The organism is Bacillus sp. T-10(2022) (assembly GCF_056502895.1).
Genome location: NZ_CP113518.1, coordinates 4,428,946 through 4,449,892 on the forward strand (window position 1 = coordinate 4,428,946; position 20,947 = coordinate 4,449,892).

Consider the following 20,947-nt stretch of genomic DNA (forward strand, 5'->3'; position numbering starts at 1 on the left):
TGACAATACACTGTCCTCATACAGGCTTTATTTATATATATTGACAGTAATCATGATTTGATCGAACACTTATCCTGATGTTGGTCCTATCTTTAGGTTATACCCATTCATTCAACTTTGATTTCATTTTTACGTTCCATATACCATTTGTAAAACGAATCAGCCATCTCAAAAGACACATGGTCAATACCAGCATGATGCACCGGTTTAGCCCGGTTGATTGTCCCAATGGAGGCAAGGCCGAGCATTTTTTGAATGATATTTCGGGTTACGTTCACTTCAATGATCTTATCTCGTTTTGACACGAATAAAGATGTGGTGAGACTCCCGGTTTTGAATTGAATGAAGTCATTGTTCAAAATGTAGAAGGTATTGAAGAAATCTAATAACCTTGAAACAACAATAATAATTAACAGGATAGCAGATAGAATCCACCAAGCTTCCTCCACTTCCAGAACAGTTGGCTTGAAATAAAATAAGAGAATTGTTGCTATGATCCAGAACCAGCTTGGCCACAGTATGCGCACCCAAAAGGATTTTATCGGAAGGGGAGTCATCTTCTGTGATATTTCATAAAATGGCAATATTTCCAAGACTATTTCATATGCCCGTTTAACAGGTAGATAGGGATAGAGTGAGTTGATTTCAAGCATATCTTCGTCAGAACTCAAACCACCTGCACTTGTCAGTTTCACTTCGGCAAGTCCGAGCAACCGTTTCATGAAGGACTGTTTAATTTCAATTGCCTGCACTTTTTCTTTGGCTATAGAAAAGGCAGTTTCATCGATTAGACCTTTCGTAATGTAAATTCGATCATGGTCTGAGGAAATTTGATAATTCCCATATTTTAAAAAAGTCCTCACTATTCCGAATGTGATAGAAGCAATGACGAAAACGATGATGATGATCGTCATCATCCCCCAAGAGCCTATTAGCTTTTCAAAAATCCCCACTGCTTTACTTTCCACATGAAAGATATCATTGATTTTGAAATAAAAAGAACTAATAAAAGAAATAAGGACCAGAAAACTAAGAGATGTAAAGGAAGCTTTTATAATTTCCTTTTTTGTCGGCTTATAATGATTGGTCCGATTTGAAATCTCTTTATTAACTTCCCCTTCAACAGAAAGAATATCTTTATATTCGCTAGCATGAATGGTGGCCAATTCTTCCTGAACAGTACTTTTCATATGCATTTCCATTCGATTTGCTTCCTTTTGAGAAATGACGTCGAATCTAACAGCAGCATCCTCACCTGCTATACCTGTTTCAAAATTAACGGAAGTCACTTTAAAAATCCGATGGAATAAAGACGTATGACGGTTGACGTTTTGAATTTTAGAAAAAGGAAGGGTTCGTTCAGATTTACTGAAAATACCTTTGTATAGATGAAAGGAACGATAATCAAGTTCGTATTTATGGGTGAACCATTTTAAAATGATTGAAATAAGTGTTAAACCGAAAACTATAAAAAAAACAACCCTGCCATATGTGATGAAGGTGGATTCAGAACCAGCTTTGATCACAAAGAAATAAATGACAAAGAAAATGGAATTCCTGACTAATTTACAGAAATTAAAAAGCATAAGAAGTGGATTGTACCGTTTTGCTGTCGTCATTGCTCCACTTCCTTAATTTTTGCATATTGAGCAATCTGATTCCTTAACTTGATAGCAACCTCTTTTGGTAGAGCTGGTATCGAGTGAGAGGAACCCATCGTTTCAATTGAAACTGAACAGAGTCCGTATTTTCTAAGTAACGGTCCTTGTTTAGTTGCAACCGATTGAATTTTTGTCATTGGGACAAGTTCATGCACTTCATTTAGTACACCAGATTTCAATTGTAAAAACTCTTCATCTACATCAAAGCGCCAGTTTTTATAAAGAAGAAAAGGACTGATCAATGACCAGGCCGCACCTAGCACAGAGATAATTGTAATCCCAATCAGAATCCAACCGATCCACTCTTTCCAAGAAAAACGATAATCTAGGTAAAGTAAGACTCCAAGAATGATGAATGCGATTATATTCGTAATCGTTTCACTTAACATCCACACTTTTATAGCATCCTTGGATAATCTTTTTTGAGGTAAGCTCATTATAGAATTAATAAAATCACCGCCTGTATTTTTAATTCAAAGTGCTTTATAAAAAACTTATATTCATTTAACCTATTCGGCCAAGAAGATTTCTTCTAGTGATGGTTCTTTTACTTTTACACGCAAGACATCAACCTTACACTGATTGAAAGCTCGGATCATGTCAGCAATCTTTTTCTCATCATCAATATTGATAGTCATGTAAGGTTCTTTCATTTCCAGTTCTGTACCTACTGACTCCAGCCACTGATGTAATTTTACTTGTTCTGATTTCGGCACCGAAGAATGCTTAAGCTTGACCGTTATCGTCGACCTATATATTTTCCTAAGTTCTTCCATTGTGCCAATATTAACAATCTGACCTTCTTTCATAATCGCTATTCGGGTGCATATTTTCTCTACTTCATAAAGATTGTGGGATGTCATGAAAATGGTCACGCCTTTTTTTTGCAGATCCTTGATCAGCTTTTGAATATGGATTGCGGATTCAGCATCCAAACCTGAAGTTGGTTCATCAAGAAAGATCAGCTCAGGTTCATGGATGATGGCTTGTGCAATTCCAAGCTTCTTTTTCATACCGAATGAAAATTTAGCGGCTTTTTTATGAGCATGAGATTCAAGACCAACTAACTGCAGGACTTCCATACACCTATCTTTTCCTGCTGGATTTCCTGAAAGAGCTGATAAAAATTTCAAATGCTCCACTGCCGTTAACGAGCCATATAATGTCGAGTAATCAGGCATTACCCCAATCCTCTTCTTTACTTGATCATTTGAACCTTTTACACCTAGAAGCGAGTATGTTCCAGAGTTGGGTTGAATAATGCCGGTTAACATATTGATGAAGGTTGATTTACCAGCTCCGTTACGGCCTAGAAAACCAAAGATTTCTCCTTTTTCCACGTTAAGATCAATTCCTTTTACGATCGGTACCGCTCCATACGATTTCTTTAACTGAGTTGTTTCTATCGCGTTCATCAGCATTCCCTCCTTTTGAAAATCAGATTGGCGATAACGAGCATGATACCTGCTAATATAAAAATCACCAAAAAGGTATAGTCTTCCCTAATTAAATAATAATAGGGGGTTATGAATTTCATCCAACTCACCCATACATTCGACGTAAAGGAAACCCATAATCCAATGATAGGAAAAGCTACCCCAACCATGATTCCAAGGAACATTGTAAATCCAGGCTTAGGAATGAGAACGGAAAGTAAAATTGTTAAGCCTATTTGGTAGGTTAATAAACTCATTGTCTGAGTAAAGATAAAAACATCAATCTTCTGGGAAAAGATGCTGGTAAGCAAGAAGGAGGTCGTTAGGCAAATAAGCCAAAATAGCCAAATACCTAAAAACTTCCCCAGTATAATGGAGGTTCTTGACGTTCTTGTCACTAAAAATCGGATAGTGCGTTCGCGTGTTTCTCTGTTTAGGCTATCGTGTGAAAGGCCCATAACAAATAATTGGCCAAAAAATAATATAAGGATCAAAAGACCAACTGTGTGTATATTTTCAGCTTCCCTCGCTGTAAGTTCAATCCCAGTCGTTAATAAATCGGAAAACTTGGCTGAATAATAGGAGGTGGCTAATAACATCATTACAATAATAACTGATTTAATTCCTTTAAATAGACTGATAAATTCTCTTTTTCCAATAATATACATACTAAGTCTCTTCCTTCCTGTTCATCACTTAAGGACTATTATAGGTGTTCTTTCTTAACCTACCAGAAACTTCACCTTAATTTTTCCTTAATTATTAAATAATTGGCAGACGAATGATATGATAATTTATATATCATAATAGAATGGGAGTATCCAAATGCAAGAGACACAAATATTAATTGTAGATGATGAAAAAGCAATATTACATATGTTAACAACGATTCTAAAAAGAGAAGAATTCAAATATATAGATACAGCATATACTGCTGCGGATGCTTTGACCTTATGTCAAACAAAACGATATGACTTAATCCTTTTGGATGTTATGCTCCCAGATCGTAGCGGTTTTGAAATTTGTCCGCTCATTAGAGAAACCACTGATGCCCCCATTTTCTTTCTTACGGCACGTTCAACAGATTTGGATAAACTTTCTGGATTTGCATTAGGCGCAGACGATTATATTACAAAACCCTTTAATCCACTTGAGGTTGTCGCAAGGGTAAAAGCACATTTACGGCGTCATTCAGGAAAGATTTCACACACTTCGCAAACGTTTTACCAATACGGACAAATCCAAGTAAACACTCTATCTGGAGAAGTGACCGTGAATGGCAGGAAAGTAGAATTGCCTGCACAGGTTTACCTGCTACTGCTATTCTTCTGTAAATATCCAAATCAGCTTTTTAGTAAAAGCCAGCTTTATGAAAAAGTGTGGGGCGAAGAATTTTTAGGTGAGGATAATACTGTTATGGTCCATATTAGTAAACTTCGGGAAAAGATTGAGGACAATCCAAGTAAACCACGTCATCTTATTACTGTAAGAGGACTTGGCTATAAATTTAATTCTGATGGTAGTAAACATGAACATTCATAAACGCTTTATTGTACAGTTTTTTATCCAATTAATTCTTGTTTTCATCATATTTTTCTTTATTCTATTGTCCATTTGGGCGATCATTGGCTTTTCCATCATGAATGATGAGGTTACACAAGACTTATCAAAGGCAGATAGCACTTTCTTTTCTGATAGGATTACGATACAAGGTAAAAAAGTGACATTCGATGACGAATTAAAACAGCTGGCAAAAAATCAGAATGGCTGGCTCCTAGTCCTGACAACAAAAGGCGATGTCATTGGAGCTTACAATACTTCAGAAAATGCACCTTCACATTTTAATGAGAGCGAACTTGCCGGTTTAATGCTGCAAAATAGCTCTGACCCTGTGGAATACTTCCATTGGAAATTAGATGAAGCGTATCCGCAGCCACAGTTGCTTATATTCGGTAGAAGAAGTTCTGAGACTAGTCTGTTAAACGAGGTTAAGACAAGTGTCGATTGGAAAAATCATCATCTTAATCTTTCCGCTGCTACTCTTAAGCAAATAGATGAGGAAGAAGGATGGGTTCAATTAATCAATTCGACCGGTAAGGTATTGGATGGATATGGCAGCGAAAAGGAAGGGATCTCATACACGAATCAGGACCTTCAAACCTTATCAGAGAGTGAACATGATTCAGTTGATGCTTTCTTTGATGCAGAGACAGAACAGACAATAATTGTGGGTATAAACCATTCAGGTTCGACCTCTATAGAAGAAAACTTGTTCAAAAGGATCAGTAAAAGTGTATTAGTCATTTTTATAGTGTTATTTCTTCTGTTGTTAACGGGTACTTTCTGGTATGCACGTAAATTCGGGGTTCCTTTGATTACGATGATGAAATGGATTCAAAATCTTGGAAGTGGTTTATATGAACAGCCACTCGATCTTCATCAGCGCCCTATCTTGTTAAATAAAAAAGGAAAGTTAAAAAGGAAATATCGGTTATATAAGGATCTGATTACAACACTTTTACAGTTAACCGAGACCCTGCATCAAAACGAAACCCAACGAAGGAAAATGACTCAAACCAGGGATGAATGGATAAGCGGTCTTTCGCATGATTTAAAAACGCCTCTTGCTTCCATATCAGGTTATGCTCAAATGCTTGAATCTGAAAATTACTCGTGGACAGAAAGAGAGACAAGGGAATTCGCCTTAATCATTGCCGAAAAGTCAGGATATATGATGGAATTACTTGAAGACCTAACATTAACATACCGTTTAAGGAATCAAGCTCTGCCCATTGTAAAAGAAGAAGTGGATATCATTGAATTCATACGCAGAACCATGATCCATTTCATAAATGATCCGGCTAACAACTATATGAAATTCGTCTTCCAGCCGAAAAACGAAACAGCTATAGCATCTATCGATACCAAATGGTTTCAACGGATTATTGATAACCTAATTGCGAATGCTATCCATTATAATCCTTCAGGTACTACGATCACAGTATCCATTTCGCCTATTGAGCAGCACCTTCTCATTATTACGATTGAAGATGACGGCATAGGTATGGACAATGAATCTCTAGATAGACTCTTCCAGCGCTATTACCGTGGTACCAATACAAGTGATTCCGGGCGTGGAACTGGTCTTGGGATGGCCATAACGAAACAATTGGTTCACCTTCATGGAGGATCCATTAATGTAAAAAGTTCACCGCAAAAAGGCACAACCGTTCGAATCATTCTCCCAGCCTAAACTAGATGAAAAATAGGATAGCCAGAAATTCATAAGGGTGTACATTTGAATCATAGTTAAAATCAGATTGGGTAACGTCAGGATTTCGAAATGTTGGCGTACCTTAAATACTTTTTTGTTCGTAGGCAGGAAGAAACACTTGAATAAAAACAAAATCATCCCCTAAAGGGATGATTTTGTTTTATTGATTTTCTGGCTGTTGTTGATTCTGCCCTTGCATTCCAGATCCCATTCCCATCAAGTTAGTGGCAAGCGGCACCATATTATTCATTTTCCCGCCATTTCCACTCAACATTTGATAAGTCGCAATCCCTACTCCGACCGAAGCGACAACTGGTAAAATTTTATCCATGTTTGCTCTCATTTACATCACCTTATTTTATATATTTTTGTTCATTTCCTGAACTCTAATATCTTGTTCAAAAAAACCCAAAAAATTCAAGATGTTTGTTACCAAAACAATTAGTAATAAAAACATGTTAAATAGGGAAAATTCTTTCAGGAGGGATATTATTCAAGTACTCTTCGAATGAGGTGAATATTCATGCCAATGTTAGATGTGGACGGTATCAGCTTGTATTATTCTGTTAAGGGAAAAGGGGTTCCTATTGTTTTTATCCATCCTCCTGTACTGACTAGTGTGAATTTCGAATACCAAATGGAGAAATTATCAGAAGAATTCAAAGTTATCACTTTTGATATTAGGGGTCATGGAAGAAGTCAGTATTCAAGACAGCCAGTAACTTATCCCCTGATTATAGAAGATATCAAACATCTGTTGGATCATTTGAAAATTAATAAAGCAATCATATGCGGATACTCGACCGGCGGCTCTATCGTATTGGAATATTTGCTGAGTTGTGCCGATAGGGCTCTAGGTGGCATTGTAATAGGTGGAATGTCTGAAGTGAGGGATAAATCTTTAAAGCAAAAGATTTCTTTAGGAATATCACTTGCCAAGAAAGACGCAGTTCCAATTCTTGCGCTTTCCATCTCATGGAGCAATTCAAATACCATAAAGTTGTTCAACAAAATGTTTAATGAAGCCCTAAAAGGGGATGCCCGAAATATCGAGCAGTATTATCATTATAGTTTGCATTATAACTGTACCCATCAGCTTGAGAAAATCAACCTTCCAACTTTACTGATCTATGGTAAAAAAGATAAACCATTGTATCGCTATGCCAATTTATTGCATGAAAAATTGCCATGTACGGAATTAAAATTCATTGATCATGTAAAGCATCAGATTCCTACAAAAGCGGCTAATGATTTAAATGAAAGCATTAAGCATTTTATCCATTCACAATCTGATTGATTTTTCCGATTGCAAATTTCAATCTTTTACTATGTACATATCATAAATTTATGGAGTGAAAAAATTGGGTAGAGATAAAAGTAAACTGATTCATTTAATATTACTATTGCTAGTCACTGCAGTTTTTATTTGGTCAGTTATTAAGCCTGAAGGATACTTGATATGGACAATGGAAGTACTTCCTGCCGTTGTGTTTCTGATTTATGTAATGGCTACATATAATAAATTCCGCCTTACTACATTATCCTATTTCATTATTGCCGTTCTTTCAATCACCATGTTCATCGGTGCCCATTATACATACACAAAAGTCCCCCTGTTTAATTGGATAAAAGATCATTACGACCTAAACCGGAACCACTATGATCGGTTTGGACATTTTCTAAAAGGTTTATTTGCGATTGTGATTAGAGAAATAGTAATACGCAAAACCCCTCTATCAAAAGGACCGTGGTTATTTGCTGTTACATTAAGTTTTGCGCTTGCCATTGGAGCACTATATGAAATCATCGAATGGATAGCTGCCATCATTTCAAAAGGCAGAAAAGCTTCAAAGGACTTTTTAGGAACACAAGGTGATATTTGGGACGCACAATGGGATATGGCGTTAACATTAATTGGCTCTATCCTTGTATTGTTCACCTTGTCCAAACTTCATGACAAGCTGTTACGAAAAGTGAAAAATTGAATTAAAAAATAGTGATCGATATCGATCACTATTTTTTAATTAGGATTTGATTGTTAATATGATGTTCCATATGTTCTAGATAATCTTTTATTAGCCACTCCAATGATTTTAGTTGATTATTTCCTATATCACAAAGATTAGATAATCTATCATTTGGTGTATTCGTTATTATATGAATGATTTGCTTATTTAAAGTACAAAAAAGGTTAACGATCTCATCCAATGGTCGCTCTTGGTAATTCTGGACCAATACCCATTGGTCTTGATTATATGGTTGTATAATATATGGCTGTTCTTCGTACTGAATCTTGATAAACCTATTCATATTATTCAATGCAGAATCGCATAGATGTCCTAAAATCTCTTTTTTGGACCATTTGTGTGGCATTGGTCGATGATTTAATTCTTTTTCTGTCATCCGGTTGAACTCTTCAGGTATAAAACCTATCCAATGATTGATTCCATCTATTACATTTTTCAATTTGCACTCCCCCTAAGTTTTACCTAAAGGATTTTTATTCGGCAACCAACCGGAAAATACCTTCTTCTTCAACTAACTGCACGGTTTGTTGAATATGGAAACCAACAGCAATCAATAACAGACCCAAAAGAAAAAACCGAAATCAAAAATGGATTTCGGTTCAGGCTTCAGGCAAACTTGAAGAAAAGTCAGTTTGCCTAAAGTTTTAAAAAACTTCCAGTTGATTTCAGAAATCCGCTCCCTTTCCGCCGACTGTCTGCCAAGCCGCATCAAAGCAAGCGTCTCCGGGGTCTCGGCTAGCCAGTTTTTCGGCAGGAGTGTCGCATATTTCTTCAATCTAGTAGGGGTTTCATAAAAGACCCACAGGTGCAAAAAGCTCCGAGGGCGGGACCACCCGCGGAAAGGGAGGTGGCCCTACGTTTCAATCACCGTTTAAATTTTAACCAGTCATGATTGTACTTGCTTACTGCCCTTTTTTTCATTAATGGCTTTTTGATCGATTTTTGTATAGATGCGTTCCACTTCAATTTTGTCATGCAACAGAAGTTCGCGGTTTTCTTTTAGAAGTTCAGTATAAGATTTCCTTCTCCTAGACATTTTTTAATTCACCTCTCAAGTGATTGAATTCCTTCTGTAAAACTACTATCGGAAGCTCGTAAAGTTGTTTATTATATTTTTTAAAAATCCCGAATTTCAGTAGTTCTTGTATAAGTTCCTCTTTTTTTGCTTCTCCCTTTGTACTTAATTGGGTAATCATCAAGGACCCTCCTTAACAAAAATACAGACTTTTGGTATTTGGGGCTGCTTAGCATCCGATCCCACATGTAGAATCTCCACTTCTTCCTATTGCTTCCCCATATAAGGGCATGCTCTGCAAAGTCTTCGCATTTCCTTAATTGTTCGTATGTACTGCTTTCTTGGTGTATTTTCAATACTCGATCATATACATCAAATCCAAATTGCTTCATTTTATCGGAAAGGATATCTATCGCGGCGCAGGGTTTTGAATGGGTCAGGTCGCCGGCACCAAAGAATGCAACTTTCACTCCAGCAAAGTCCACTTGATCAATTTCTTCATAAAACTCGTTTGCTTCATACGGTAACTCTTCTAGATTCCATGTATATAAACCAATAAAGGCCAAATCAAAATCCTTTAAAGCATCAACTTCAACAGTATCCAATCTTTCCATATATACTTCACAGCCGACAGCCTTCATTCTTTTCTTTATGTTTAAAGCCATTTTCTCGGTATTACCGGATAAACTGACATAACCAATGAATACCTTCATCTATATCACCTTCCTAATTGAGAATTAATTTCATTACACATCTCACTATAAATGAAAATGATTCTCATTGTCAATTATTTACCTCCGGTAATTATATTAAACAGTCCGTTCCTCATCTTAAAAATAATATAAATGTCCTAAAATTAAGTGAAAAAACCAAAATATTTAGGTAAAAAAGCCTATATTTTCACAAACAACCATGATACACTATGTAATAATTTAACTATATAGGTATATATAACAAAACAAAAAACACCTTCCGATGATCATATCTACCTTTTTAGTTTTTGTAATAAATCCATAAATATATGATTTTATTATGGAAAATAATTATTTAGGAGGTTATTATGATGAGAAAAGTGCTTTTTCTATTTTTATTTTCAGTACTTTTGTTCGCTAGTTTTCCTAATCAAACAAAAGCAGAAGAAACAGGTCCATCTAAAGAATTAACAGAAGTAATAATACAAGAGGCAGAGCCAACAATAGACTTGGATTCACTACCAAATCTTGCAAACACTGATTATTCACCAAATAGCCTTTCTTATGGAAATGAATCAGTTATCACTCCATACGGACTTTCTTTCGCACGCGGAACGGTTGGCTGTTATGTCACAAGTAAATCTGCCTATTGCCCTTGGACAATACAAGTTGGTGGAGATGTAATAGCTTATAGCAATGTAAAAGTTACAATACAAAAACATCACGGATTTCTTAATGGCGGTTGGAAAAATTATAAAACTCACAATTTCAGCTATCCTATAAACCGACCAACTTCCACAATTAGAAATGAATCATCTGACCGATTGTCTGCTGGAAAATACCGTGCAAAACTAGGTGGACCATTCAGGACAGTAAAGAATGGCACTTATTCAGCCATTGCAAATGGTTATAGTTATTTTGAGGTTAAATAAAAAAACACTAGGTGGGCTACTAATGGAATGGTTGAAACCTTTTGAAGCTAATAATCAGTTCTTAGACAATACAGAAAGTTTTTCAGATTTCAAGATCAGGGAATTTATCCCCAATTCCAATGTCCAAAAAAAATATTCACTATTAACTCAATTCTTTTTACTGTTGGGTTGCCAAGATGAAAATAGTGTTACTTCGTTATTTGTCGATACTAGAATTGATCATCAAGTAATCGAAGAAATTATTATGCATTTTGACAACACGAAGATTGTATTAGAAAACGAATTACCATCGGAAATAATGTTAAATAAGCCGAATCAAGAATCTCTCTCCTTGATCAGGTCGAGTCACATAAATCCAATAATAAAAAATTTATATGGGACAATTAGCAAATCACAATATGAATGGAAACAACAAAAATCATACAAGATAATACCTGAATTTATAGAGAAATACGAAGATATGGAGTTCGATAAGGTGTTAGATTGTTTAAAAAACACATCAAAGGGGCCAATAATCTCGCTCTCATTATACAATTGGACTTTAAAAGATTATTTAAAAGATACTATTGCCATTAGATATTTCACGCATAAATGTAAAAATGCTTATTTATGGGTTGATGATTCTAATATTGTTACAACAATTCAACTAGAATTACATTAAAATACCCCTTTTATATTAAACAGTAAAAGAAAAGGTTTTATTGTTTGATAAAAGGGGTTTTTCTGTAAGTATTCTAATCAAGCCCTATTTTAAGTAGCTTGAAATGACCTTACTGTTGTAAATTCGCATTTCCCTGACAGTAACAAGTTATTAACAATTCCCCTTGCCATCACATTGTAAGCCATCAAATTCATTCCGTTTATTTTTTGCTTCTTCCTTCTCAATGACTTGCGCAATCCTTTCTTTGCTGGCTAGTCCTTGAATTACTTCATCACCAATAATAAACGTTGGGACAGCCCTGATATCTGCTTCTTCATAAGCATGTTTGAGTGCTTGTTGGTGCACTTCCCGATACTTTCGTGACACTAACGCTTCTCTAAAGGCTTCTACAGGAAGCTCAACTTCACCCGCTAATTTTGTCAATACTTCAATATCTTCAATATTTTGTTCCTCTTGAAAAAACGCAGTAAATACTCTGTTGTGGAATTCATTCCCTTTTCCGTGCTCCTTTGCAAAATGGCAACCTTCGAACGCCAAATGTGTATATGGATGCGGGGAGACACGGGGTAAACGCATATCAACCCCTAGCTTTTTCGCAGCAGGAAGAATGTATGAATCCCATGAATTCAACTTATCGGGTTCCTTCCATGGATCGATTTTGGTATATGGACTCGGACGCAATTCAAATGGCATCCATTCAACTTCTACATCCTTTTCCTTTACGATTTCGTCCAAAGGCCCTTTACCTAAAAAACAAAATGGACAAATAAAATCAGAATACGCTTTAATTTTCACTGTCATAATATATTCCCTCACTTTTCATTATCAGCTAAACTTGTAACCAAATTAGTTACAACACAGAGCAAAAAAAATTAATATAAGAACATTACATTGAGTAACTACACAGTCGATTGCTTTCTACGATTGTATCGAGTCTGTTGTAATCATTTTAGTTACAGGTTGAAGGAAAGTCAACTATTATTTTAAAGAAAAAAAAGTTTGTAAAGAAAATGTTGCATTCTCTACAAACTTTTTTATTTAAACTTCCTTACATCTCTATTTGTTCGTTAACGGGTTCTCTCTTTTTCTTTCTCTGTTTTTTCGATTTTTTGTAGTACAACAATTCGTATATACATGGAATGACGATAAGTGTGAGCAGTGTAGACACAGCTAGCCCGCCAATGACAACGATCGCTAAACTTTGTGAAACCAAGCTTCCTGTTTCCGCCTTTTTATATAAAAGCGGCAGCATGGCACAAATCGTTGCTACAGCCGTCATTATGATCGGACGGAATCTTGTGGCTGTCGCTTCGACGATTGCATCACGGATGATCATTTTTTCTTCGTTTTGTTTCACTCGATCCAGAAGCACAATCGCGTTTGTCACAACAATTCCTATTAACATGAGAGCACCCAGCAGTGCTGTAATATCAACTGGAATTCGACTGATAACCAATCCTAATACCGCTCCAATAGCAGCGAATGGCAAGGAAAATAGAATGGCGATCGGTGCTTTGATCGATTTAAATGTTATAACCATGATTAAAAAGACAATGCCGATCGATATTAACATCGTAAGGAACAAATCGGAAAAATCATCTGTCTGCTGAGCACTCGCTCCCCCGACTAAAATTTCTACATCATTCGGAATATCAAGGCCTTTATCCTCTTTATCTCCAAATATCTCAAGATTTATTTTGCTTGCAATATCGGAAAGCTTAGTCGGATCGACCGTTGCCGTTAATTGAAGATACGTTTCTCCATCTTTATGGAACTGCGTTGTTGCACTCTCTTCGCTCTTTAAAGAAGCAACCTTAGACACCGGAGCTAGACCGCCGTCTGTCATAATCGGAATACTTTTTAAATCCTCTGGTTTTTTAGGATCCAAGATGGGTTCAAGGACGACAGGTGTTTGCTTATCCTGCAAGGTTATATGGCCGATAGGTGTTTTATTAAGCATGATACCTAATTGTTGACCGATTTGTTCTGTATTGCCTTTAGCCGGATCTACCTTGAATGAATAAATCGTTTTCTTTTCGTCTTGGTTTGTTGTAACATCTTCAATTCCCTTAATATCCTGAATGCTTTCCTTGACCTTATTGGCCGTCCGTTCCAAATCTTCAACATTACTGCCGATCACATCTATCGTAATGTTCGTCTTTGATGCCCCCATCATAAAGGAAGAGGCTTGGGCCGTAAGCTTCGCATCAGGATAGTTTTCTTGTTCCTTTTCCATTTTTTCCAGGATTGAATCTACATTTGCTTTATCCTTTACGAGGATGCCGAAAGTTGCTTCTGTAGGTGATGTGACTGCACCATATTGGGCCGTCTCGGCTGAGTTTCCTAATTGCATGAAAATATTATCCACTTCACTCATATCCTGCATCGTTTCTTCGAGTTCAACCGCTTTTTCCTTTACTTTCTCATAAGGCTGATCATTTGGATAAGTTAATGTCACGGAGACATAGTCTGCTGAAGAATTATCAATCGCCCCTTTTGGCATGGCAAAATATGTACCAACGGAACCGACAAACAACAGCAAAGCAACAATCAAGACTACCCATTTATGGTTTAATGACCAAGTAACCAGTTTGGTAAAACGCTTGGCCGGTCGATGTTTTGGCAGCTCCGTCCTTTTCAGCAACCCTGCGCTCATTAACGGAACAACCGTCAATGCCACAATCAGAGAAGCCAGCAAAGAATAAGTGACAGTCAAAGCGAAAGGAAGAAGAAACTCCTGAAGCCCTCCATTCAATAAAGCAACCGGCAAGAAAACAGCTACAGTAGTAAGGGTTGAAGCGGTTATCGCCACTCCCACCTCTTTAGTTGCATCCATCACCAATTCGACTGAAATCTTCTCCTGCTGCATTTTCCGGAAAATATTTTCAATAACAACAATACTATCGTCCACCAAGCGCCCGATCGCTACAGCGACACCGCCCAGCGTCAAAATATTCAGCGTCACTCCCGACAATGACAGCAAAAATAACGTAAAGCCAAGAGATAGCGGTATGGATACGATTGTAATGAATGTAGATCGTACATTCCGTAAAAAGACCATGATTACAATCGTAGCGAATAGCGCACCTAGCAGAACTTCTTTTACCATCGTCTGAACGGAAGTCTCCACCATATCAGCTGTAGATAAATAAATGGTCGATTTCTGGTCACTATACTTTTCATTAATTTCTTTTGCTACTTTTTCAACCTCTTTACTGATTGTGACAGCATTTGATTGACTGTCCTTGATAATGCTTAAATCAATGCTTTCCTTTCCGTTAAAGCGACTGATGAGGTTGCCATCCTTCGCTTCTTCAACTTTTGCTATCTCTCCAAGTGCGACATTCGGAGTGACCTTTAGCGCTTCTAATTTTTCAATACTTGTTAAATCCCCGATAACCTTGATGTTACTTGCCTTCCCATCAATCACTTTTTCGCCTACGGCCAGAGCTGCATTCTGACCGTTAAGGACGCTCATGACATCTTGAATGGAGACTTTCTTTTTAGCCAATTCTTCATTATCCACTTTGACTGAAAGAATGGATTGCGAAACTCCAAATGTCTGTACATCCGAAACCCCTTTAATATCTTTATACAAAGGCTCTAATTCTTTCTTGGCAAAGTCTATATTTTCAGCTGTTAATCCATCCTTAAAAGTAACAGCTACAAATGAAATGGGAATCATTGATGTATTTAACTGTGTAACAGTAGGCTTTGCCATGCTTTGCGGCAATGCTACACTGCTTAAAGCCTCTTGAACATCAAGTTTCGCTTGTTTCATATCCGATCCGGCTTCAAAGAATAGATCTACTTTAGAAAAACCATCTCCAGTGGTGGAGTATTTTGACCTCTTTCCTTTAACTCCCGTAACTGCCCTTTCAATCGGATCTGTAACTTGTGCTTCCATCGTTTTCGAATCGGTGCCCTGCCCCATTGTGATAATCGTAACTTGTGGATTATCAGCAGATGGTAAAAATTCCATCGGCAGCTTAAAATAACTGACAACTCCTATCAACAAAATAAATATGGTTACCAATGAAACGGCAGCCTTGTTCTTAAACGCCCACTTAGTAAAAAACTCCACGCAATAATCACCCCTGAATATAATTTATAAGAAAATAATCCCATTTCAAATATTACCATATATTACTAACACCTGAGTGTTAATTTTTTATTGATTTTTATATTTTTTTATGTCTATTGGTTCGGATAGCTTTTACCACATAAAAAAGGCTGCGTAGCAGCCTCCAGTTTTTAGACAAAAGGAGTTCTTTCTAAATTTTAAAACAAAGTTGATTGGAACGTAAGGTACGAGACTCCAGCGGGAAAAGCGTGTCCAGGGGAGACCCCGCAGGCGCAAAGGCGCCGAGGAGGCTCCCGGACCGCCCGCGGAAAGCGAGTGCCTGGAGAGGAAAGCAACGTTCAAATTGTACAAACCTATTTATATCCTTTGAAAAAAAGCATAACGATAGCCAAAATCATTACCCCGATAATCAATAACGGGCCGATGCCCGAGCTATATACGAAGTATACCGTGATATGGCGAAAAATGAGCACCACAAGAAATAGGAATAACAGGAAACACAAAATCATGATCAGAGCGGTATTTTTATTCCGATACAAGTAACCAGCCCCATTTTAATAGCTTTATTTCCACTAAGGAAAAATTCATGCGAATGCATGCCCTAACAACAACCTTCCATTAAGAAACAATATGCAGCCCATGTTTTGTACTATTCTGTAAATCACATAAAAAAGGGCTGCCGCAGCAACCCGATTCTTCGAAAATCGTCTGGACGAAAAATGAAACTACATTTCCTGAAGTTCATTGACCGTTACAAACGTATACCCTTCATTCGTTAACTCTTGTAAGATCCCTTCAATCGCTTGAAGCTCTTTACCTGTATCATCGTACATCGGATGCATCAGGATGATCGAACCTGGTCTTATATTTTCCTTCACATACTTCACTTTGTCAGAAGCTGAAGTGTAATAGCTATCTGGTTCCAAATTCCAAGTAATGGTGTCTCTATCGTTTTTATTTAAATAATAAGGCAAACCTAAGATTTTTTTCCCGTTTGGCGGCCGGATATCAATTTCACCCTTATATCCGGAGTTTTGAATTAATTTATCCGTTTTCTCGATTTCCGCCTTGATATAAGAAGGCGATTTAAACACCATTCGCCTGTGGGAATACGTGTGATTGCCAATCTGATGTCCTGCTTCCGCTATTTTTCCCGCTTCCTCTGGATACTTTTCGATTTCGGTACCAATCAGGAAGAATGTAGCCTTTACATCGTATTTATTCAATAACGGAAGGATTTCATTTACATTCTTCGATGGGCCATCATCAAAAGTCAAAGCGACCACTTTTTCATTCGTCTCGACATTATCCGTTAATCCACCGAATACCTGATATGTTCTTGAATTCATTAATTTATACGTACCAAACAATAGCAGGAAAACAACCAGGATTCCCAATCCAATGAATATCAGTTTCTTTTTCATGCAAATACCTATCTTTCTATAAGTTTTTCAATCCAATGACCTATTATATCAAATCACTGAAAGAAAACACTTATTGCTAACTTCCGATCAATCCGGCTTCATTCACTTTACATGTATCAATTCAAAACGCTCACACACTAGCAGCATATCTACTTGAAAGGTGTGTCCGATTTTGTCCAGTTCTTCTTTAAAAAATTTTTCATGTGCGTCCCACCAGTATGTATATGTTCGATCGCCTTCCCCTTCTGCAATCGCAAACTCTTCACTCACTTCATTCATGGGCAATACTTCGACTTTCACTGTTTGGATGATGGCTAAGGGCTCATCCTCACCGCTTAAAATAATGCTATAATCACCCACGGATGGTAATGGTTCAGTTTCTTCCTCATAAAAAACATACCCCGAGCATGTAGCGGTTTTTATCCCAGCCATCACTAATTGAGCCAATTGATCGGGATCGGCCCCGAATTGCCACGCACTGACTGAATGGGGTTTTTCTTCTTCTTTCCCTTGCCAAAATGCATTCCAATATAATTCCGCTTTGACATTCATTCTATGACTCTCCCATTCTTATTCTTAAAATTCCCGCCCATTTATCATTCGTTTTTTTCACTTCTGTATTCATGTTCCCATTCACTTAAATACATACGATTCTTGATTTTTTTTGGATTATCCAGTTTACTAATTAACTCCAAACTGTTTCCGTCAGGATCATTAAAGTGAATTTTAGCGTGGGCATATTCCCCGTGAGGCATCACGAAAGGTTCAATTGGTTCAAATCCAAAAGCCTCTCTTGGCGCATAGCCTCTATCTTCAAGCCATGCGACTGAGCACTTTAAATCTTCCAATGATACTTGAAAAGCGATATGCCGTAGGGAGGGATGATACTCAACTTTCACTTTTTCCGATTCCCAAAGCCCCAGCCAACTTTTATCCTTTTCAATCCATAGAAAAGCCAGGTTGTCTTCAACTTTATGATCCAACTGCAAACCAAGCCCCTCATAGAATTCGATGGAACGTTTCAAATCACGAACCGGTAAATGTGCTTCATATAAACCTCTTATCATTGAACCGCCCCTTTATAGTCAGACCCCATTAGCTTAGACCTACATATAACCCCTTTATCTAATTTGTTCTACGGGGCATTTCTATTTCACCAGTTAACAGCAAAGTGATGACGATAACCCAAAATATAAAGAAAGATGAGGAAAAAACCAAAGAAATGATAGAAATCACTTTTTTCTCCGTTTTCTTCAAAATTCCCATGACAGATAGGACGATGCCGGTAATCGTAAGGAAAAGCGTTATATAATCACCCGTCAGACTTCCGATATTTTCCATATTGATAGGTGTAATAAAAACAGTAAAAAAGCAAATGATTCCAATGATGAATGAAGTAAAACTAATTACACCGTATCTCTTCTGAATACACGCTTCGTTTTCCATCGATCTCACCCTTTCATCAGTTTTTAAATCCTATATACATCTATTAATATCTCACAAATAATTTTAACATATAATACCAGACAAGTTGTTGTGCACAAAAAAAGGGGACAAAAGACCGTGAATTAAAGTTTCATTTTCATGCCTTCATGAGTGGATTTGAATCCTAAACGTTCATAAAAACGCAGCGTTTCTTCCCGCTTTTTATCGGTCGTCAGTTGAATGATAAGGCAGCCCCGCGCTTTTGCACGGTCAATAGCATATTGAATCAACTTGCTTCCAATACCTTTCCCTCGTTCTGTAGATGCCGTCCGAACCCCTTCGATCGTAGCTCTCCAACCGCCTTGATGGGTAATATAAGGAGTGAAAGTGATTTGCTGCACCCCAACGATTTCCTCACCAAGACATGCAACGATCAATTCATTATTCTCATCTGCATCAATAGATTCAAATGCTTTTATATAGCTGTCTGGAAGCGGATTTTCATAGCGCTCCCTTTCCCTCCCCAAAACATCATCCGCAAGCATCTGTACGATTTCACTTAAGTCTTCTGCTGTCGCATTCCTGAATGTGACCATGCTATCCCTCCTGATATGTACTTAGTATCACCCTTTTTTCGTCATGGTGAAAACCAATCGTTCATTAATAACTTCTGCTAATAGTCCGGCGCTCCTCTTTTCTTGAGGAAAAAAAGGACGGACTTCCTCTATTAAAAGGAAGTCCGTCCAAGTAAATCATTATTAGGTAATTGGCGCAGGATTGAACAGTGCCAAATCATTATGCAGACCCCAATGCTCTGCCCAGGTTTTCTTTTTACCACTGGCCACTTCCAGAATAAGGTGAAATATTTCCCACCCAACTTCCTCTATGGTTGCTTCACCAGTAGCGATGGTTCCAGCATTTATATCGATCAGATCTTTCCATTGCTCTGTCAGTGTATTTCGTGTAGATACTTTGATGACGGAAGCCATTGCGAGATTATAAGGTGTGCCTCTTCCAGTTGAAAAAACTTGAAGGTGGATGCCGGAAGCGAGCTGAAGCGTTCCGCAAACAAAGTCACTAGCTGGTGTAGCGGCAAAAATCAGCCCTTTTTCCGCTGCTTTTTCACCTGGAGCCAGTACGCCTGAAATGGGGCTGCTTCCGGATTTGGCAATAGAGCCTAATGATTTTTCCACTACATTGGCCAATCCGCCCTTTTTGTTTCCAGGCGACGGATTGGCACTTCGATCGGCATCACCCAATGCAAGATAGTTATCATACCAATCCATTTCCTTTATTAAAGCTCTCCCCACTTCTTCATTCACTGCACGAGGCGTTAATAGATGAATCGCATCCCGTACTTCTGTTACTTCAGAGAATAGAACGGTTGCCCCTGCCCTGACTAACAGATCTGTAGCATATCCTACGGCAGGGTTAGCTGTGACACCAGAGAATGCATCACTTCCACCGCACTGCGTGCCGATGACTAATTCGGAAACCGGAAATGTCTCCCGCTGCCGGCGGTTCAACTTGATTAAACGTTCCTCTGCCATTTCCATAATGGATTGGACCATTCCCGCAAATCCCTGCTGATCCTGAAGTGAAATGATATCTGAATCGTCCCCGCTTGGATTTATTCTCATTGGAGATAGTTTTTCACACCCCAGTCCAACTACCAAGGCTTCCCCGCCGAAATTCGGGTGTTTCGCGAGGTTCTGTATCGTGCGAATGGGAATGACCGCTTCTGGTGCATTGATAGCGACTCCGCATCCATAATTGTGATTTATGGCGAAAACATCATCAACATTGGGATACTTCGGGAGAAGCTCTTTTTTTATCCGGTTCACGACGAAATCCAGCACGCCCACTACACATTGAACGCTAGTTGTAATGCCCAATATATTCTTGGTTCCAACACTGCCATCTTCATTGCGGAATCCTTGAAATGTATATCCTTCAAGCGGGGGTAAAGTTTTCGGAATATCATTTGCTACCGGCAATTCCTTTAAATCCGGAGAAGACGGAAGTATCACCAGTGATTCGTCAATCCAACAGCCCTTACTGATTGATTCTGCCGCATAACCGATAACTTCCCCATAGCGTATGATGGCTTCATTCTGGACTATATCCATTAAAGCCACTTTGTGGCCTTGTGGCACTCTTTCTTTCAATTCAAGCCCACACGGGAAAACGGTTCCTTGATCCAAGCCCCCCGTATTAACCACGATGGCGACATTGTCGATCCCATTCACCTTAATATAAAGCGGTACCTCCGTCAGTTGCGTTTTCGTATCCACTTTACCAACCCTTTCAATATAA

Annotated in this window: 23 protein-coding genes; 6 read left to right on the top strand and 17 right to left on the bottom strand. The window is 37.9% G+C overall.

Going from position 1 to position 20,947, the window contains the following annotated elements; genetic code table 11:
• Positions 1–107: 107 nt before the first annotated feature.
• From OSJ91_RS21665 to OSJ91_RS21680, 4 genes are all read right to left on the bottom strand, one after another.
• On the bottom strand, positions 108–1,619 hold the full coding sequence (locus tag OSJ91_RS21665; protein WP_485890393.1) for a PH domain-containing protein: 1,512 nt from the start codon (positions 1,617–1,619) through the stop codon (positions 108–110).
• Positions 1,616–2,050 (bottom strand): PH domain-containing protein, encoded by a 435-nt coding sequence (locus OSJ91_RS21670; protein ID WP_413020399.1) that lies wholly within the window; start codon positions 2,048–2,050, stop codon positions 1,616–1,618. The genes OSJ91_RS21665 and OSJ91_RS21670 overlap by 4 nt, the downstream gene beginning before the upstream one ends.
• A 120-nt stretch (positions 2,051–2,170) precedes the next feature.
• Positions 2,171–3,076 carry an ABC transporter ATP-binding protein gene (locus OSJ91_RS21675; protein ID WP_350299908.1) on the bottom strand — a complete coding sequence of 302 codons (906 nt, stop codon included), beginning with the start codon at positions 3,074–3,076 and terminating at the stop codon, positions 2,171–2,173.
• Positions 3,076–3,765, bottom strand: a complete 690-nt coding sequence (locus OSJ91_RS21680; protein WP_485890394.1) for a hypothetical protein — start codon at positions 3,763–3,765, stop codon at positions 3,076–3,078. The genes OSJ91_RS21675 and OSJ91_RS21680 overlap by 1 nt, the downstream gene beginning before the upstream one ends.
• Before the next feature lie 157 nt (positions 3,766–3,922).
• Here OSJ91_RS21680 and OSJ91_RS21685 point away from each other — a divergent pair, with 157 nt between their 5' ends.
• Both OSJ91_RS21685 and OSJ91_RS21690 read left to right on the top strand, forming a co-directional pair.
• A complete protein-coding gene (locus tag OSJ91_RS21685) occupies positions 3,923–4,639 on the top strand; it encodes a response regulator transcription factor (RefSeq protein ID WP_350299910.1) in 717 nt (238 codons plus the stop codon).
• Entirely contained in the window at positions 4,626–6,350 is a 1,725-nt protein-coding gene (locus OSJ91_RS21690) for a sensor histidine kinase (protein WP_485890395.1), read from the top strand. The genes OSJ91_RS21685 and OSJ91_RS21690 overlap by 14 nt, the downstream gene beginning before the upstream one ends.
• Before the next feature lie 181 nt (positions 6,351–6,531).
• On the opposite strand, the gene OSJ91_RS21695 is transcribed toward OSJ91_RS21690, so the two are convergent.
• A complete protein-coding gene (locus tag OSJ91_RS21695) occupies positions 6,532–6,702 on the bottom strand; it encodes a hypothetical protein (protein WP_413019450.1) in 171 nt (56 codons plus the stop codon).
• 192 nt (positions 6,703–6,894) lie between these two features.
• On the opposite strand from OSJ91_RS21695, the gene OSJ91_RS21700 reads away from it, so the two are divergent.
• Together OSJ91_RS21700 and OSJ91_RS21705 are read left to right on the top strand one after the other, a co-directional pair.
• Positions 6,895–7,668 (top strand): alpha/beta fold hydrolase, encoded by a 774-nt coding sequence (locus OSJ91_RS21700; protein ID WP_350299913.1) that lies wholly within the window; start codon positions 6,895–6,897, stop codon positions 7,666–7,668.
• A gap of 55 nt (positions 7,669–7,723) precedes the next feature.
• Positions 7,724–8,356, top strand: coding sequence for a DUF2238 domain-containing protein (locus OSJ91_RS21705; protein WP_413019452.1), 633 nt, complete (start codon positions 7,724–7,726; stop codon positions 8,354–8,356).
• Between the two features lie 28 nt (positions 8,357–8,384).
• Here OSJ91_RS21705 and OSJ91_RS21710 read toward each other — a convergent pair whose 3' ends face one another.
• The 4 genes from OSJ91_RS21710 to OSJ91_RS21725 all read right to left on the bottom strand — a co-directional run bounded on the left by OSJ91_RS21710 (position 8,385) and on the right by OSJ91_RS21725 (position 10,126).
• Positions 8,385–8,837 carry a DinB family protein gene (locus OSJ91_RS21710; protein ID WP_485890396.1) on the bottom strand — a complete coding sequence of 151 codons (453 nt, stop codon included), beginning with the start codon at positions 8,835–8,837 and terminating at the stop codon, positions 8,385–8,387.
• A 447-nt stretch (positions 8,838–9,284) separates the two neighbouring features.
• Entirely contained in the window at positions 9,285–9,434 is a 150-nt protein-coding gene (locus OSJ91_RS21715; protein WP_095393069.1) for an FbpB family small basic protein, read from the bottom strand.
• Positions 9,427–9,594 (bottom strand): Fur-regulated basic protein FbpA, encoded by a 168-nt coding sequence (locus OSJ91_RS21720; RefSeq protein WP_084786080.1) that lies wholly within the window; start codon positions 9,592–9,594, stop codon positions 9,427–9,429. The genes OSJ91_RS21715 and OSJ91_RS21720 overlap by 8 nt, the downstream gene beginning before the upstream one ends.
• Positions 9,515–10,126, bottom strand: coding sequence for a flavodoxin domain-containing protein (locus OSJ91_RS21725; RefSeq protein WP_350299917.1), 612 nt, complete (start codon positions 10,124–10,126; stop codon positions 9,515–9,517). Before OSJ91_RS21725 ends, OSJ91_RS21720 begins: the two co-directional genes overlap by 80 nt.
• Positions 10,127–10,473: 347 nt before the next feature.
• On the opposite strand from OSJ91_RS21725, the gene OSJ91_RS21730 reads away from it, so the two are divergent.
• Both OSJ91_RS21730 and OSJ91_RS21735 read left to right on the top strand, forming a co-directional pair.
• A complete protein-coding gene (locus OSJ91_RS21730; protein WP_485890397.1) occupies positions 10,474–11,037 on the top strand; it encodes a hypothetical protein in 564 nt (187 codons plus the stop codon).
• 22 nt (positions 11,038–11,059) lie between these two features.
• The gene (locus OSJ91_RS21735; RefSeq protein ID WP_350299919.1) at positions 11,060–11,698 is read left to right on the top strand and encodes a hypothetical protein; all 639 of its coding nucleotides are present in this window, start codon (positions 11,060–11,062) and stop codon (positions 11,696–11,698) included.
• A 150-nt stretch (positions 11,699–11,848) separates the two neighbouring features.
• On the opposite strand, the gene OSJ91_RS21740 is transcribed toward OSJ91_RS21735, so the two are convergent.
• The 8 genes from OSJ91_RS21740 to garD all read right to left on the bottom strand — a co-directional run bounded on the left by OSJ91_RS21740 (position 11,849) and on the right by garD (position 20,925).
• Complete coding sequence (locus tag OSJ91_RS21740; RefSeq protein ID WP_413019457.1) at positions 11,849–12,499, bottom strand: DsbA family oxidoreductase; 651 nt, start codon at positions 12,497–12,499, stop codon at positions 11,849–11,851.
• Positions 12,500–12,746: 247 nt separating this feature from the next.
• A complete protein-coding gene (locus OSJ91_RS21745) occupies positions 12,747–15,782 on the bottom strand; it encodes an efflux RND transporter permease subunit (protein WP_485890398.1) in 3,036 nt (1,011 codons plus the stop codon).
• A gap of 725 nt (positions 15,783–16,507) precedes the next feature.
• Complete coding sequence (locus OSJ91_RS21750; protein WP_485890399.1) at positions 16,508–17,206, bottom strand: polysaccharide deacetylase family protein; 699 nt, start codon at positions 17,204–17,206, stop codon at positions 16,508–16,510.
• A 102-nt stretch (positions 17,207–17,308) separates the two neighbouring features.
• On the bottom strand, positions 17,309–17,758 hold the full coding sequence (locus tag OSJ91_RS21755; protein ID WP_350299923.1) for an ASCH domain-containing protein: 450 nt from the start codon (positions 17,756–17,758) through the stop codon (positions 17,309–17,311).
• Between the two features lie 44 nt (positions 17,759–17,802).
• Complete coding sequence (locus OSJ91_RS21760) at positions 17,803–18,273, bottom strand: VOC family protein (RefSeq protein WP_350299924.1); 471 nt, start codon at positions 18,271–18,273, stop codon at positions 17,803–17,805.
• Positions 18,274–18,331: 58 nt separating this feature from the next.
• The gene (locus OSJ91_RS21765; RefSeq protein ID WP_350299925.1) at positions 18,332–18,652 is read right to left on the bottom strand and encodes a hypothetical protein; all 321 of its coding nucleotides are present in this window, start codon (positions 18,650–18,652) and stop codon (positions 18,332–18,334) included.
• A gap of 122 nt (positions 18,653–18,774) precedes the next feature.
• Entirely contained in the window at positions 18,775–19,227 is a 453-nt protein-coding gene (locus tag OSJ91_RS21770) for a GNAT family N-acetyltransferase (RefSeq protein ID WP_350299926.1), read from the bottom strand.
• A gap of 162 nt (positions 19,228–19,389) precedes the next feature.
• On the bottom strand, positions 19,390–20,925 hold the full coding sequence (gene garD, locus OSJ91_RS21775) for a galactarate dehydratase (RefSeq protein ID WP_485890400.1): 1,536 nt from the start codon (positions 20,923–20,925) through the stop codon (positions 19,390–19,392).
• Positions 20,926–20,947: the final 22 nt, after the last annotated feature.

Excerpts from the sequence above, each read along its gene's own strand:
- OSJ91_RS21760 (WP_350299924.1), bottom strand. The coding sequence starts at position 18,273 with ATGATAAGAGGTTTATATGAAGCACATTTACCGGTTCGTGATTTGAAA.
- OSJ91_RS21725 (WP_350299917.1), bottom strand. The coding sequence starts at position 10,126 with ATGAAGGTATTCATTGGTTATGTCAGTTTATCCGGTAATACCGAGAAA.
- OSJ91_RS21730 (WP_485890397.1), top strand. The coding sequence starts at position 10,474 with ATGATGAGAAAAGTGCTTTTTCTATTTTTATTTTCAGTACTTTTGTTC.
- OSJ91_RS21695 (WP_413019450.1), bottom strand. The coding sequence starts at position 6,702 with ATGGATAAAATTTTACCAGTTGTCGCTTCGGTCGGAGTAGGGATTGCG.
- OSJ91_RS21700 (WP_350299913.1), top strand. The coding sequence starts at position 6,895 with ATGCCAATGTTAGATGTGGACGGTATCAGCTTGTATTATTCTGTTAAG.
- OSJ91_RS21665 (WP_485890393.1), bottom strand. The coding sequence starts at position 1,619 with ATGACGACAGCAAAACGGTACAATCCACTTCTTATGCTTTTTAATTTC.
- OSJ91_RS21675 (WP_350299908.1), bottom strand. The coding sequence starts at position 3,076 with ATGAACGCGATAGAAACAACTCAGTTAAAGAAATCGTATGGAGCGGTA.
- OSJ91_RS21755 (WP_350299923.1), bottom strand. The coding sequence starts at position 17,758 with ATGAATGTCAAAGCGGAATTATATTGGAATGCATTTTGGCAAGGGAAA.
- OSJ91_RS21690 (WP_485890395.1), top strand. The coding sequence starts at position 4,626 with ATGAACATTCATAAACGCTTTATTGTACAGTTTTTTATCCAATTAATT.
- OSJ91_RS21765 (WP_350299925.1), bottom strand. The coding sequence starts at position 18,652 with ATGGAAAACGAAGCGTGTATTCAGAAGAGATACGGTGTAATTAGTTTT.
- OSJ91_RS21740 (WP_413019457.1), bottom strand. The coding sequence starts at position 12,499 with ATGACAGTGAAAATTAAAGCGTATTCTGATTTTATTTGTCCATTTTGT.
- OSJ91_RS21715 (WP_095393069.1), bottom strand. The coding sequence starts at position 9,434 with ATGTCTAGGAGAAGGAAATCTTATACTGAACTTCTAAAAGAAAACCGC.
- OSJ91_RS21735 (WP_350299919.1), top strand. The coding sequence starts at position 11,060 with ATGGAATGGTTGAAACCTTTTGAAGCTAATAATCAGTTCTTAGACAAT.
- OSJ91_RS21720 (WP_084786080.1), bottom strand. The coding sequence starts at position 9,594 with ATGATTACCCAATTAAGTACAAAGGGAGAAGCAAAAAAAGAGGAACTT.
- OSJ91_RS21680 (WP_485890394.1), bottom strand. The coding sequence starts at position 3,765 with ATGTATATTATTGGAAAAAGAGAATTTATCAGTCTATTTAAAGGAATT.
- OSJ91_RS21685 (WP_350299910.1), top strand. The coding sequence starts at position 3,923 with ATGCAAGAGACACAAATATTAATTGTAGATGATGAAAAAGCAATATTA.
- OSJ91_RS21750 (WP_485890399.1), bottom strand. The coding sequence starts at position 17,206 with ATGAAAAAGAAACTGATATTCATTGGATTGGGAATCCTGGTTGTTTTC.
- OSJ91_RS21770 (WP_350299926.1), bottom strand. The coding sequence starts at position 19,227 with ATGGTCACATTCAGGAATGCGACAGCAGAAGACTTAAGTGAAATCGTA.
- OSJ91_RS21670 (WP_413020399.1), bottom strand. The coding sequence starts at position 2,050 with ATGTTAAGTGAAACGATTACGAATATAATCGCATTCATCATTCTTGGA.